General features: G+C 45.5%; 10 protein-coding genes. 4 read left to right on the plus strand and 6 right to left on the minus strand.

What is annotated here, in order from left to right:
• Window positions 1–10: 10 nt before the first annotated feature.
• The 5 genes from AC4IFB_RS06680 to AC4IFB_RS06700 form a co-directional block, all read right to left on the minus strand.
• Window positions 11–883 (minus strand): cytochrome c oxidase subunit 3, encoded by an 873-nt coding sequence (locus AC4IFB_RS06680; RefSeq protein WP_490779741.1) that lies wholly within the window; start codon window positions 881–883, stop codon window positions 11–13.
• Window positions 884–953: 70 nt separating this feature from the next.
• On the minus strand, window positions 954–1,559 hold the full coding sequence (locus tag AC4IFB_RS06685) for a cytochrome c oxidase assembly protein (protein ID WP_490777023.1): 606 nt from the start codon (window positions 1,557–1,559) through the stop codon (window positions 954–956).
• A gap of 167 nt (window positions 1,560–1,726) precedes the next feature.
• Complete coding sequence (gene ctaD, locus AC4IFB_RS06690; protein ID WP_490777022.1) at window positions 1,727–3,322, minus strand: cytochrome c oxidase subunit I; 1,596 nt, start codon at window positions 3,320–3,322, stop codon at window positions 1,727–1,729.
• A gap of 14 nt (window positions 3,323–3,336) precedes the next feature.
• On the minus strand, window positions 3,337–4,533 hold the full coding sequence (coxB, locus tag AC4IFB_RS06695; protein WP_490777021.1) for a cytochrome c oxidase subunit II: 1,197 nt from the start codon (window positions 4,531–4,533) through the stop codon (window positions 3,337–3,339).
• A 5-nt stretch (window positions 4,534–4,538) separates the two neighbouring features.
• The gene (locus AC4IFB_RS06700; RefSeq protein ID WP_490777020.1) at window positions 4,539–5,018 is read right to left on the minus strand and encodes a DUF2244 domain-containing protein; all 480 of its coding nucleotides are present in this window, start codon (window positions 5,016–5,018) and stop codon (window positions 4,539–4,541) included.
• A gap of 777 nt (window positions 5,019–5,795) precedes the next feature.
• Here AC4IFB_RS06700 and AC4IFB_RS06705 point away from each other — a divergent pair.
• The gene (locus AC4IFB_RS06705; protein ID WP_490777042.1) at window positions 5,796–8,468 is read left to right on the plus strand and encodes a cation-transporting P-type ATPase; all 2,673 of its coding nucleotides are present in this window, start codon (window positions 5,796–5,798) and stop codon (window positions 8,466–8,468) included.
• Window positions 8,469–8,625: 157 nt separating this feature from the next.
• Here the strand turns inward: AC4IFB_RS06705 and AC4IFB_RS06710 are convergent, their stop codons facing one another.
• Window positions 8,626–9,120: a hypothetical protein gene (locus AC4IFB_RS06710; protein WP_490777019.1), complete on the minus strand. Its 495-nt coding sequence runs from the start codon at window positions 9,118–9,120 to the stop codon at window positions 8,626–8,628.
• A 1,270-nt stretch (window positions 9,121–10,390) separates the two neighbouring features.
• On the opposite strand from AC4IFB_RS06710, the gene AC4IFB_RS06715 reads away from it, so the two are divergent.
• The 3 genes from AC4IFB_RS06715 (at window position 10,391) to AC4IFB_RS06725 (ending at window position 13,971) form a co-directional block, all read left to right on the plus strand.
• Window positions 10,391–12,217 (plus strand): SLC13 family permease, encoded by a 1,827-nt coding sequence (locus AC4IFB_RS06715; RefSeq protein ID WP_490777018.1) that lies wholly within the window; start codon window positions 10,391–10,393, stop codon window positions 12,215–12,217.
• Window positions 12,218–12,569: 352 nt separating this feature from the next.
• Window positions 12,570–13,292 carry an isochorismatase family protein gene (locus AC4IFB_RS06720; protein ID WP_490777017.1) on the plus strand — a complete coding sequence of 241 codons (723 nt, stop codon included), beginning with the start codon at window positions 12,570–12,572 and terminating at the stop codon, window positions 13,290–13,292.
• Between the two features lie 439 nt (window positions 13,293–13,731).
• Window positions 13,732–13,971, plus strand: coding sequence for a heme-binding protein (locus tag AC4IFB_RS06725; protein WP_490777016.1), 240 nt, complete (start codon window positions 13,732–13,734; stop codon window positions 13,969–13,971).
• Window positions 13,972–14,013 lie beyond the last annotated feature (42 nt).

Consider the following 14,013-nt stretch of genomic DNA (forward strand, 5'->3'; position numbering starts at 1 on the left):
AGAACTGAATCTACAACCAGTAGACGAAAACAAACAGCCCAAGCCAGACAACATCGACAAAATGCCAGTACCAGGCGACCGCTTCGAAGGCGAAGTGGTTATGTGAACTGAAATGGCTTTTCAAGCTACGTCCAAGAATCGCCATCAACATCACTGCTCCCATCGTCACATGAAAGCCATGAAAACCAGTTAGCATATAGAATGTTGAACCGTATGCACCTGTCTCCAGTGTGAGGTTGAGTTCATGGTAGGCATGACCATATTCATAGCCCTGCAGGATGACAAAGAGCACCCCTAACGCAATCGTGGCAATCAATCCGTTGACCAGTTGTTTTTGATTATCTATTTTTAATCCCCAATGGGCCCAGGTGATCGTTGCGCCACTGGTCAACAGTATCAAGGTGTTGATCGCTGGGATTCCCCAGGCTCCCATAGGGGTGAAGTCACCCCCCATCTCACCGGGGCCATGGGATGGCCAGACATTTTCAAAACCGCTGTATAGGATCTCATTGGTCATGCCAAGGTACCCTTCACCACCCAACCAGGGTAGTGCAATATTGCGGATATAGAAGAGTGCACCGAAGAAACTGATAAAGAAGAATACCTCTGATGCAATAAACCAAAACATGCCCATGCGGAAAGAGGTATCAACCTGGCGGCTGTATTTTCCACTTAAATTTTCCATGACGACGTCACGAAACCAGCTATAGAGCAGATAGAAAAAGAGTATCAGACCAGCTATAACAAGAAATCCGCCGATAGAGACCCCGTTCATTGCAAGAGCACCACCGAAGAGGGTGAGCAGCAGTGATAACATCCCAATTATTGGCCATGGACTGGGTTCGGGTATGAAGTAGTCCCCATTATGTTCTTTTACTGACATCGTAACTCTCTCCCCGATATTGAGTAGCGGTATAGATATAAAGTCATAGTTTCACAACAGATCACACTCTTCACTTGTTCACCTGCATTGCGATATTTGGAAGATCGTTGCTCTGTTTTGGTTTCTCTTTCGGTACCTTTAGACGCATGAAACTATAGGATAGTGTTAATGAGTGAATATCCTTGGGCAGATCGGTTGAAACCATGAAACGGAGTGGCATTTCAGTTAACTGGTTTCCGGTTAAGGTCTGTTTGTTAAAACAGAAGCACTCCAACTTGCTGAAATAGGGTGTGGCTTGCCAAGGCACCACGCTGGGGATTGCCTGTCCAGTAACCGAAGATCGACTTCGGTTATGTGCGATAAAGTTGACCTCGTACATCTCTCCCGGGTGTACCCGGAGACTGCCGGTTACCGCTTCGAATTCCCAGGGCAGATTTGGATTGACTGTGGCATCGAATTTCACCGTAACCCAGCGATTGCTATCCACCTCACCAGATGTTGGGTTTGCCTGTTCTATTTTACTGCGTTGCGAAAGTGATTGGGTCCCTGTCACTTCACAGAAAAGATTGTAGAGTGGCACCATGGCAAAGCCAAAACCAAACATAAAGACCACAATGCCAGTAAGCAGAAATGTGGTACGACGGTTTTTACTTTGCCCCGGTGACTGGCTACTCATGGTGTTGCCTGAGAACCCACAATTCGAAACAGTCCTGTCCAAAACGGAAACGAGGTGACTAAAAAGAAGAGGGCTAATCCGGCCAGTATCCATGCCAGGCGAATATTTTTAGTTCTCAATTCCGGTGTTTGAAATCTCGGTATGCTCATTACTCTACCTATAAGTTCTTACTTGATTTGCGGAGCGACAGTCCAGGTATGAAATGCGGGAGGTGAATCCAACTCCCATTCAAGTCCTTCAGCGCCTTCCCATGCTCTGCTTTCCGCTTTTTTGCCTCCACGAATTGTTTTTATAACGATGTAGAGCAGTAGCAGATGACTAAGGCCAAAGATCATTGCGCCAATGCTCGAAACAACGTTGAACTCGGTGAACATTATGTTGTAGTCAACGATTCTCCGGGGCATTCCCGCCAAACCGAGAAAGTGTTGCGGGAAGAAGGTAATGTTAAAGCCGATGACGTTTGTCCAGAAAAAGATTTTTCCCAGCTTTTCGTCATACATATGTCCTGTCCATTTGGGTAACCAGTAGAAAATGCCGGCAAAAAGACCAAACACTGCACCAGGCATCAGCACGTAGTGAAAATGGGCGACGACAAACATACTGTCGTGGTACTGCATGTCTGCGGGTACAACAGCCAGCATCACACCACTCAATCCACCAAAGGTGAACATCAGCACTATGGCCACTGCAAAAAGCATGGGCGTTTCAAAGGTCATTGCACCACGCCACATGGTAGCAATAAAGTTGAAAATCATCAGACCCACCGGAATCGAGATCAGGATCGTTCCTATCATAAAATAGGTGACTGCACCTAAGGACATGCCAATGGTGTATTGATGATGAGCCCAGACAACCATGCCGACTGTAGCAACGGTCAACATTGCACCCACCATCGATTTATATCCGAAAAGTGGTTTGCGAGAGAAAGCTGGGATTACATGTGAGAGCACCCCAATAGAGGGTAACAAAAGGATGTAGACCTCAGGATGGCCAAAAAACCAGAACAGATGTTGAAACAGCACTGGATCCCCACCACCTGCCGCATCAAAAAAGCTGGTGCCGAAGTGCCTGTCGAACAGCAGCATAGTGACGCCGCCAGCAAGTACAGGTACTACCAGAATCAATAAAAATGCGGTAACCAACCAGGTCCAGCAGAACATTGGCATTTTCATCAGTGTCATGCCAGGTGCTCTCATGTTAAGCAGGGTTACGATAATGTTGATCGAAGCAAGTACAGAAGAGATACCCAAGAGGTGGATGGCGAAGATCAGAAAGTCCATCGACATTCCTACCTGAACGGAGAGTGGGGGATAGAGGGTCCATCCTGTATTAATCTGTGTTCCGCCGCCAGGAAAAAAGGGTACGACAAATGAAAGTATCAGCATGGTGGCTGCTGCAGGAAGAATCCAGAAGCTGAGATTGTTCATTCTCGGAAGTGCCATGTCAGGCGCGCCGACCATCATCGGAATCATCCAGTTGGCCAGTCCTGCTGCTGCTGGCATAACAGCACCGAAAATCATAATCAGTGCATGGTTGGTTACCAGATTATTATATAGATCAGGGTCGAGCAGTTGGATTCCTGGCTGAAAAAGCTCTAAACGTATCAACATCGCACTGGCGCCACCAAGAAATAGCATAGTCAATGCAAACAGCAGGTATAGCGTACCTATATCTTTGTGATTGGTGCTGAACAACCAGCGGCGCCAACCTGTTGGATTATCATGGTGATGTGCTTCATCATGGTTAAGGGTTGTAGTTGTCATTATCTAACTCTCCTCTATCTTGCCTGCTTAACATCGGCAGGCTGCACCACATCGCCTGTGTTATTGTCCCAAGCATTTCGTTCATAGGTTACAATTGCTGCGATTTCTAAATCGTTGAGCGAGCCCCAAGGCTGCATGGCAGTACCTTCTTTGCCTTTGATTACAATCTGTAAGTGATCCGCAATTGGACCGGTGGCAAGGGCAGAGCCTTTCAAAGCCGGGAAAGCTGGTGGTAATCCCATACCTGTAACCTGGTGACAGGCAGCGCACTTGGTTTCGTAGAGCGCCTTTCCTTTCGTCAACAGCTCATCGAGACTCCAGGTTTTGTCAGCACTTGCTTCTGCTGCAGCTGCAATTTTGATTGCATTCTGGTCATCAACCCATGCAGCGAACTGTTGAGGTGATACCGATTCCACCACAATGGGCATGCGGGAGTGCCAGGTGCCGCATAACTCGGCACATTGTCCACGGAAGACACCCTCTCTATTCAGTTCAGCCCAGGTTTCAGTGACATAGCCAGGAATTGCGTCTTTTTTGACTGCCAGTTCAGGTACCCAAAAAGCGTGCAGCACATCAGCAGAGGTGTGGAGAAAACGGATTTTTTGTCCGGTTGGCAAGACCAGTCGATTGTCGACCTCTCTAAGGTAGAGATCACCAGATTTCTCTTGCGGTACATATCGACTCTCTACTTTAATATTATGATCCAGATAGTCGAATTCCCACCACCATTGGTGTCCAGTTACTTTGACATCCAGGATGTTCTCATCCTTGGGTACATCCCAGACCTTTTTCAATACAACGTCCGCTTTGCCAGCAATGGTAAGGTCGACGCCCAACACCAACACCGGGACGATGACCCAGGACCAGTTACCAAACCAGGAGTTGTGGAAATTCTGGTCTGCTGGATAGCCACGGCTTTTTCGATGGTAGTAGAGCGAGTAGAAGACAAATCCGAAAACAATCAACAACAGTACCGTTGTTATCTGCATCGTTAGCATATGGATGTTATAGATATCCTGGGCAACGTTGGCAGCAGGTTCAGGGAAGTTGAGGCCATATTCTGCTTTGCTTACATTTGACAGCGTCAATAATGCAATGGAGAGACCTGCTAACAAAGGTAGTTTCATGTTGTGCAAAACTGCTTTATCTTTGTTTTGTAACGCCGACACGGGAGCACTGCCATGTCGTGTATGATTTTTATTAAACTTCATACTGGTTAAATGCCCTCGATTTTGTTTTTTAGACTATGAGCAAGCACTTCACGCTCATCCTCGACCAAGTACTTCCCTATCTCGATATATTCACCATGAGAACCGATTAGTAGACGACTGGGATACCAGCCTCGGGGATCGTGTTTCTGGATAACTTTCATCCATGCTTTATGGAAACATTTTTCTGAGTCATGCAGGCCATTGCTACTCACCCTGACTTGATTGCTACCTATTCTGATAGTCTGCCGGGTGTGGGCACAGCAGCTCTGACAATAGATGCCGATTCCAATTATCAATATCTCCAGGCCAGCAAATGGAAGTACCAACCAGGCGCCAAGAGAATAGAAGTAGAGAGAAATAAACAGACAGGGTGTGGCCAATAGTAGAAAAAGCCACTTGGATTGATTCCAAGTCAGGTTTTTATTAGGAGTCAAGATGAGAATAGACTCATCAGAATCCATGTTTTGAGTATCCGTTAGGATCATCTGCCATTCCACACGTCGGTGACGGCCGGATTCTGCTTGGCGTCGTTTTATTGATCTAAGTCAACAGAATAAGACAAAATCTCACTAAAACGCAATAACTAAGTTAATTGGTCGACAATTTTTAAGGTATTGATTATTAATTAGAATAATTGAATATACTGCTGCTTTGTACGATTATCACTGTTATTTTTAACTCATCACATGGTCCAAAATAATTCACTCATCTGACACTACAATGACCATAAAATATTGTTTTGGCAGTAGTTCTGCAATCAGGTGTGGTTCTCTTGCTTCACTATTACTGACTTAAATAGTGCCTCCAATCAAAGTGGATATTGGAATCTTTATTATAATGTTTAGGAGAATCCTTTAATTGCCACTGGATCCTACTGTTGATGAGAAGGAGGCAATTTTAGGGACTTCTGACCAAGTCATGGGACGACACTTTGCCGTCATGTTTTGTCGCTGCTGCAATGCGGGTCTTCGCAATAGTGGATTTTTTACACAATTCCGCACCTTGAATAGGCACTTTTATTCGAGAATCTGTCCGGCTTAGAGTTATTCAGAGGTCTTCAAAGAATCGGATTATTACTAATATTATTTTTGTGCTTTTGAGTACAAGAGAGTCCGCAGATGGTTAGTGATATTTGGTGGTATAGCTTAGCGTTGCTGGTAATTGTGGTTCTGGTCGTTGCTGGAATACGACACTTAAAGCGCAAACGCGACAAGATTTCCAATCAACCCGGTCAATCACCGGCTTTTGATGACCATTGGTATATGATCGATTTCAGTCAGGTGCTATCCAGACTGGATAGCACCGAGTCTGGGCTATCATCGGAAGAGGCCAATGATCGTTATCTTCGATATGGGGCAAATCGATTACCCGAGCCTGATCCTGTTCCTTCCTGGTTGCGATTTCTCTATCAATTTCACAATCTGCTTATCTATGTCTTGATTGCTGCAGGTTGCGTAACCGCAATACTGCAACACTGGTTGGATGCCAGCGTAATTTTTGGTGTTGTGCTGATCAATGCCTTAATTGGTTATCTCCAGGAGGGGAAGGCAGAGAATGCTCTGAATGCTATTCGGCAAATGCTCTCTCCCCATGCGATGACTTTGAGAGATGGCGCACAACTGACCCTGGATGCTGAAAATCTGGTTGTGGGTGACGTGGTTCATTTGCAATCCGGTGATCGCGTGCCAGCAGATCTCAGACTGATCTGGGTTAAAGGACTTCAGATCCAGGAGTCTGCACTAACGGGTGAATCGATAGCTGTCGAGAAACAGACTGCTGAGCTGGAAATGGATGCCCCTTTAGGGGATCGAATCAATATGGCCTACTCAGGTACCTTGGTAACCCATGGTCAGGGTAGAGGCGTTGTAGTTGCAACCGGCGTAGAGACAGAAATTGGTCGTATTGGATCATTGGTTGCCGAGGTTAAAGCAACCACAACGCCCCTGTTGCGCCAAATGGATCAGTTTGGCCGTTGGCTTACCCTCGCTATTCTCATTGTTGCTTTTATTACTTTCCTTTTTGGAATCTTTTTACAAGGTTACCATGCATCGGAAATGTTTCTCGCCTCAGTCAGTCTTGCTGTTGCTGCAATCCCAGAAGGTTTGCCAGCGATCATGACAATTACACTGGCCATTGGTGTGCAGCGAATGGCGCAACGGAATGCGATTATTCGAAAACTACCCGCTGTAGAGACGCTGGGTTCGGTAATGGTGATCTGTTCGGATAAAACCGGAACATTGACTCGAAATGAAATGGCTGTGCGCAGCATAGCAACCTGCCAGGATGGTTTTAGAGTCTCTGGTGCAGGATATGACCCTCACGGGAGTATTACCCTGAATGGTGAAGAGATACGGGTTGAGGATCAACCGCTGCTTGGAGAGGTCTTCAGGGCGGGCGTTCTTTGTAATGATGCATCACTGCAACAAATCAGTGATCTTGAATGGCGGGTTCATGGGGATCCCATGGAGGGTGCGCTATTGGTTGCAGGAATAAAAGCAGGCATTGTCCAGGAGGTCGCCAATAAGCAACATCCTCGCACTGATTTGATTCCTTTTGAATCAGAGCATCGATTTATGGCGACACTTCACCATAGCCATAGTGGTGGTGCCTTTATCATCATAAAGGGCGCCCCTGAAGAGCTAATAAAAATCTGTAAACTGCAGCGCACTTTGAATGGTGATGAAGCAATTGATCAGGAGCTGTGGCTGAAACGTATCGATGAAATGGCTGGACGAGGGCAGCGGGTTCTGGCTATAGGAATTAAACCGACACCAATCAATAAATTGGAACTGAACTATCAAGATGTTCAAAACGGTATGATCCTGTTGGGAATGTTTGGCCTCATCGATCCTCCCCGCAATGAATCAATTGATGCTGTAAAACAGTGCCACCAGGCCGGTATTAGAGTGAAAATGATTACCGGTGACCATAGCGCTACAGCACTTGCGATCGCTCGACAACTTAAACTGACGAATTGTAGTGAAGCGCTAGAGGGGCAGATGTTGGAGCAAATGGATGACCAACTACTGAGTGAGCATGTGATAAAAGTCGATGTTTTCGCCAGAGTGAGCCCTGAACATAAGCTGCGACTCGTTTCCCTATTGCAGGAGCAGCAACAAGTAGTTGCGATGACGGGAGATGGGATCAATGATTCACCTGCATTGAAACGTGCTGATGTTGGTACAGCAATGGGTCAGAGCGGTACTGAAGCTGCAAAGGAAGCATCTGAAATGGTACTGGCCGATGATAATTTCGCCTCGATAATTTCTGCTGTGGAAGAGGGGAGGACGGTCTATGACAATTTGCAGAAGGCAATACTGTTTATTTTACCGACCAACGGTGGCGAGGCATTAATTATTCTGGCTGCAATTGTATTGGGTTTTAGTGAATTACCACTGACCCCTGTGCAGATTCTATGGGTGAATATGATTACGGCAGTGACACTGGCATTGGCACTTGCTATGGAGCCATCCGAACCTGGGGTAATGCAGAGAAAGCCACGAAAGGTAGGGGAGCCACTATTGACCCCTTTTCTGATCTGGCGAATATTTTTTGTTGCAACTATTCTCACCGGAGGTACTTTTGGACTCTTTCTCTGGGCAGGCGAGCAGGGAATGAGCATCTCTGAATCAAGAACCATTGCTGTGAACACCCTGGTTATGTTTGAAATATTCTATCTCTTCAACTCGCGCTATATTATTGCGCCTGTATTGAACTGGCGTGGTCTGGTCGGTAGTCGTTATGTTCTTTTCGCAATCGGTCTATTGCTGGTGTTTCAACTGGGGTTTACCTATTTACCTCAGCTGCAGTATCTGTTCGGAACTGCGTCCATTGAACCTGGAGTTTGGCTGTTAATCACCTTGGTAGCTTCGAGTGTATTGATTCTTGTTGAGATCGAGAAGTTTCTCTATCGAAAGATCTTCACCAGGCAATAGATTTTGAGAAGGTTCTGTGGTGAGGTGAGAGAAATTCCGCTTTATGCCAGAGACACTAAGATAAGAATGTCTCAATTGAGAACTAGAATCCTGCTAAAAAAACCACTGTCCCGGCATTCTGCCAAGACAGTGGCTTTAATTAACATAGAGTCGAGGCTTATTCAGCTGCAGCGACTTTCTTCTTGCTGGTTCTACGACGCCGACGTTTTTTTGTATCAACGGCTTTTTCCAGAGCTTTAGCACTCTTTTCAAAGTCTTTAACCATTTTAGCCCGTGCAGATTGCATGGCAGTGTAAAGACCTTTTGCCAGTCGGGCAGCTTTACGCTGTTCACTGACTAATGCGGTACGATCAGCTTTGACCTGTTTCAGCTTGTCTTGAGCAGCACTCAGACGCTCTTTGGCTTTAGCCTTACTGGCTGCTGTTTTTGCAGTTCCAGCAGCAGCGCGTGCTTTTTCAACCCGATCGTTATTGGTTTCGACCAGCTTGTCTTGGCGCTCGAGTGCCTTGTCAGCTTTAGTTAATCTGGCCAGTGCACGTTTATTTGCAGCTGATAGATTGATGTCGGCTTGCAGAGCTGCAGTGATTGTTTCCATGGAAACAACTTTTCTTTTTGCTCTGCGACGCTTCTTTACAGTTTTCTTTAGAGCCATTGGTACTCCTATATGATTGAAATGACGTGCATAATATAGTTCGAGATGAGCATAAGAACAACACCTCATTAACATTTATTAATACAAATTCGATATTTTTTGCTGAATACAGCGTTATTTTGTCAAAAAACAGATTAAATCGTGAATAAGGTTTCGTCCGATTATTTATTTTCTGAAGTTTTTTAAGATCTTTTATCTATTCTGGATTGAGAACGTGGTGAGTAAAAATGCTTTAGATCAGGTTGAAAATCGAACGGATTAGTCTGCCATTGAGAATCGGATCAAGGTAAATTCAAATCTTCCACTCACCACAAACCGACTCATGAATTGATCTGAGGATTCATACCACTCAGTCTGGTAGTTGGAATGGAAACCTCTAATGAATTTAGTTTCCTTAAGTTTAGTCCGATTTCTAAAAAATCACCTTGCTAGGGTTTATGGTGGGTGCCTGATTTCTAACATTCGCTGGAGATCATAATTGAAGTGGATGGGGTTCATCTTCAGAAGGCCAAGAAAGTTTTTTTTGCCATAAATTTGTTCACAACTAAGTGTGATTTTATTTTAGTGATTATCACCATCACAAAAACATTTTTTTGCATCAAAGCATTCACTGTTTTCTAGATCCGGACAGTGTAGTGAATAGTGGAGTCTGAAGGTGAAAATAATTGTAGTAATCAAATATAAATCTATACACCGAAAGAAGAAGGTCTTCGAACTACTGTTCCTTTAGGTTCGAAGCGTGTCGATCTCTGCGAACAGCTATTGTTCACATCACCTTTAATCCCCTTTGTTTGATATGAGTTGTGCATGTTTTTAGTGCAACAGAGATTGCACACAATGACCAATAGTAGTGCGCTGAATAGCTGAAGACTGGAGAGTAAAATTGTTAACTACATGATATATAAAGAAAATAAAAATTGGCCCGTTTACTGCATTACACTTCATGTATCAAGCGGAACCCCCGCTTTGTGCATTGTGATCCTCCACATTATCCCGGCACCCCTGCCGGGATTTTTTTTACTACATGCTCAGCAGCTATACTGATTCCTAACTGCTCCAGGTAGGATCCTAGTGGGCTGCACAGCTTCAAAGGATCAAGGCCCGAAGAGTGTCATGATATGAGAAATATCATCGGAAATGAGTCTCTTTGGGTTAATCGAAGGGTAGATAGATAGCAGGGGTTGCAAATTGACCTGAACCGATAGAAAAAATCCTGACAGGTTGCTGCTAATCTAAACAATAATGAATAACTCTGGAAACCGAAATTCATATGATTGAAAACGGAATGCCCAATCCCCACATGATTGCTGTACTCCTGCTTACAGGATTGGCTCTTTTGCTCTTCAGCCGGGAGAAAATACCTCTCGAGAGTTCATCACTTGTAATTCTCTCTCTACTTACCCTGGGATTCGAGATTTTTCCTTTTGAAGGTCCATCGGGCGTTATTGACTCAGTCGATTTTTTTAACGGATTTGGTCATGAAGCGTTGATTGCAGTGAGTGCTTTGATGGTGGCAGGCCATGGCCTGGTCAGGTCTGGAGCACTGGAGCCGATAGGGCGAACATTGGCGAGGTTATGGAGCATAAGCCCCAGTATGTCATTTCTCGTGACACTGCTGATTGCTGGTGTATTGAGTGCATTTATAAACAATACGCCGATAGTTGTGCTGCTATTACCAATTCTGGTCAGCGTATCGCTGAAGACCAAAACTGAGGCATCTTCTCTACTCATGCCGATGGGCTTTGCAACTTTGATCGGGGGTATGAGTACTACTATCGGCACATCTACCAACCTTTTGGTCATTGGTGTCGCTTACGATATGGGACTGGATCGGATAGAGATGTTCGATTTTATTGTTCCAGCGTTAATAGCCAACAGTATAGGTCTGGTCTACCTTTGGTTGGTAGCACCCCGAATCTTGCCCAATAGGGGACTGGTTCTGGCTGACAGTTCACCTCGAATCTTCACTGCCCACCTTGTTATTAAAGAGGAGAGCACTGCTGCTGGAATGACTTTGTCAGAAGTCATCGCTTTAACCCACAATCATCTGCAGGTTGATCGTATTCGGAGAAGTGAAACGACCTATATCCTGCCACTACCCGATGCGGTGATTAATCCGGGCGACCGATTGTTGGTTCACGATACGTCATCGCGTCTGAAAGAGTTTGAACAAATACTTGGTGCAACTCTCTATTCAGGTGGGGAGGAGGTCAATGATGACCACCCCTTGCGCGCAGAAGATCAACAATTGGCCGAGGCGATTGTTTTCAGAGGTTCTCCACTGCAGAATCGTACACTAAATGAAATGCGTTTCGCAGATAGCTACCAACTGGTTGTATTAGCTGTTCATCGCGCGAATGCCCGTATTAAATCGATGCCGCATGGCTTAGGGAATCTAAATCTTCGTGTTGGTGATGTTCTGCTGGTGCAGGGCAAACGTGAGCAGATAAGTGAACTAAAACAGCAGTCAATTGTTATGGTTCTGGATGCGACTACCGATCTGCCCCACACCCGAAAAGCACCATTTTCTCTCGCGATCATGTTCGGGATTATCCTGTTTGCAGCCAGCGGTATTTTACCCATTGCTGTCAGTGCACTTACTGGGGTGCTACTGATGCTGTTATGTGGCTGTTTGACCTGGCGCGATATCAGTCGAGCTTTGAACGCGCAGGTGGTTCTGATTATTGTTGCCAGTCTTGCCCTGGGGAACGCATTGTTGATGACTGGAGGAAGTGAATTCCTTGCTGCAAGTTTTGTCAGCTTAACCGAAGGGGCATCACCTGCAGTTATTCTAAGTGGTTTAATGCTGTTAATGGCAGTGTTGACTAATGTGGTGTCAAATAATGCAGCGGCTGTGATTGGTACACCAGTGGCAATCGGGATTGCCCAAAGCTTGAATTTATCCCCTGAGCCATTTGTGCTGGCGGTTCTATTTGGTGCAAATATGAGCTATGCCACACCTATGGCCTATCAGACCAATTTATTGGTAATGAGTGCGGGTAACTATACTTTCAGTGACTTTCTCAAGGTAGGGTTACCTCTGATTCTGATAATGTGGCTGGCATTCAGTTGGTTATTGCCATTTTTTTACGATTAGCCAGGTTACAAAGCATATCGCTTTCAGCCACAGCACACCTCCCTTTAGATTCCTTCCTTCAATCTCAATTATGTAGCATCTGCTACAGAACATCTCTACCTCGTTGTCTAGCATGATCTTGCCGTTGGCCAGCTGATCGTTCAGAAGCACCACACTTGTGAACTTCTGAACAAGTGATCGGCTGAGATTACCGCCAAAATGGGCCGCTTGGACTAGTGATAAAAGGCCCTGGTACTTGTGATTTGTGCCTTGAATCGCCCATTCTGTTCGACAACCTGTTCGGTTCAGTCTTCATTGGAGATTCCATGGGTTCAAGCAGTCACTTTTTTATTAATTTATTAGGTGCAATACCATGAAGAAAACGATTTATTCACTGTTCATGATGGTGACTTTGACAATCTCTCTACCTCTTTTAGCCGAAGAGGAGCCGTTAAAACTGGTTAAGCAAAAAACAGCTTTGCTTGTCACCGATCCACAAAATGACTTTCTTGATGAGAAGGGCATAGCTTACGGGCTGTTCGCAGAGAATATTAAGGCATTGGGAACAATTCCAAATATTGAGAAGTTATTCCTGACCGCTAAACAGCTCAGTATCCCTGTTTTTGTAAGCCCGCATGCCTATTTTCAGCATGATCACAGTTGGGAGAATCCTGGTGCTTTGCAGAAACAACTGCTGGAACTGAAGGTATTCAATCGCAAAGATGCAGTTTATGCCACTGGCTTAAAGGGTGCAGGGGCTGATTTCCTGGATCAATACAAGAAGTACATACTCGATGGCGAGACTGTTGTGACCAGCCCCCATAAAATCTATGGACCTGATAGCAATGACTTGGTTCTACAGCTACGCATGCAGGGTATAGATACAGTGGTTCTTGCTGGTTTGGCTGCGAATCTATGTACTGACTCCCACCTGAGAGAGTTGGTGGAAAATGGCTTTAAAGTGGTGGTAGTAAAAGACGCAGTTGCCGCACCAGGGGCTGAAGCCTATCAGGCTGCACTGGTCAACTATGGATTAATTGCCAATATGGTTGTCGATACTAAAGAGGCAGTTAAGTTGATGACAGGATCAATTTAAGGAGTCTTTAGGGCCTGTTAACAGGCCCTAATAGCCCACTAGTGCACTTTTGAAACTTCTGGGTAGGGGCTGCCCCACCCAGGGGGCAATGCATGTTCTATATCATCTTCTTTAAACAGTGGCAGTTTGTGTGACTTTTGTTATAACAGTTTCCGTCAATCGACTTCAGTCCTGGCCGCTTTGTTAGAAGAGGGGCGTATACCCAACCAGGTTCAGAACAATCCTGGGGCTCGCTTATTAACCCGGCGACTAAGTATGTCGTCTTCAGGGTTTCAAGCCTGCCCTTGATCAAGGCGCGGCTCGCAGGCAATGGTTGTTCCCTTGTCAAGAGCCGCAACACCGAGCAAGGGCTGGCTTGAAACCCCTAACAATATGATTTTTAAAAGAGAGGCCGAAGTGTGCCTGCCTGCTGACTGCGTTATCAAAACTTGCTGTAGGAGTGCTACAGCGGCGTTTTGATGCCTTGCTGCAGGCAGGCACACTTCGGCTGAAGACAACATACTTAGTCGCCGGGTTAATAGTTGGTGGTGGACTTGTTATCGAGGCTCAAGGTGAAACTGTAGGTGGTATTGGTGTATCCGGTGCTCCTCCAGGCTCTTCAGAGCGAGACAGTATTGATGGGGATTGTGCTCAAGCCGGTCTACAGGCGATTTGGGAAGATCTGGAATTTACCGACTGAACATGAAGCTACATACCTACCGACCAAGCTGCGTCTTATACA

This window comes from Candidatus Thiodiazotropha sp. AKIB8 (genome assembly GCF_058244675.1).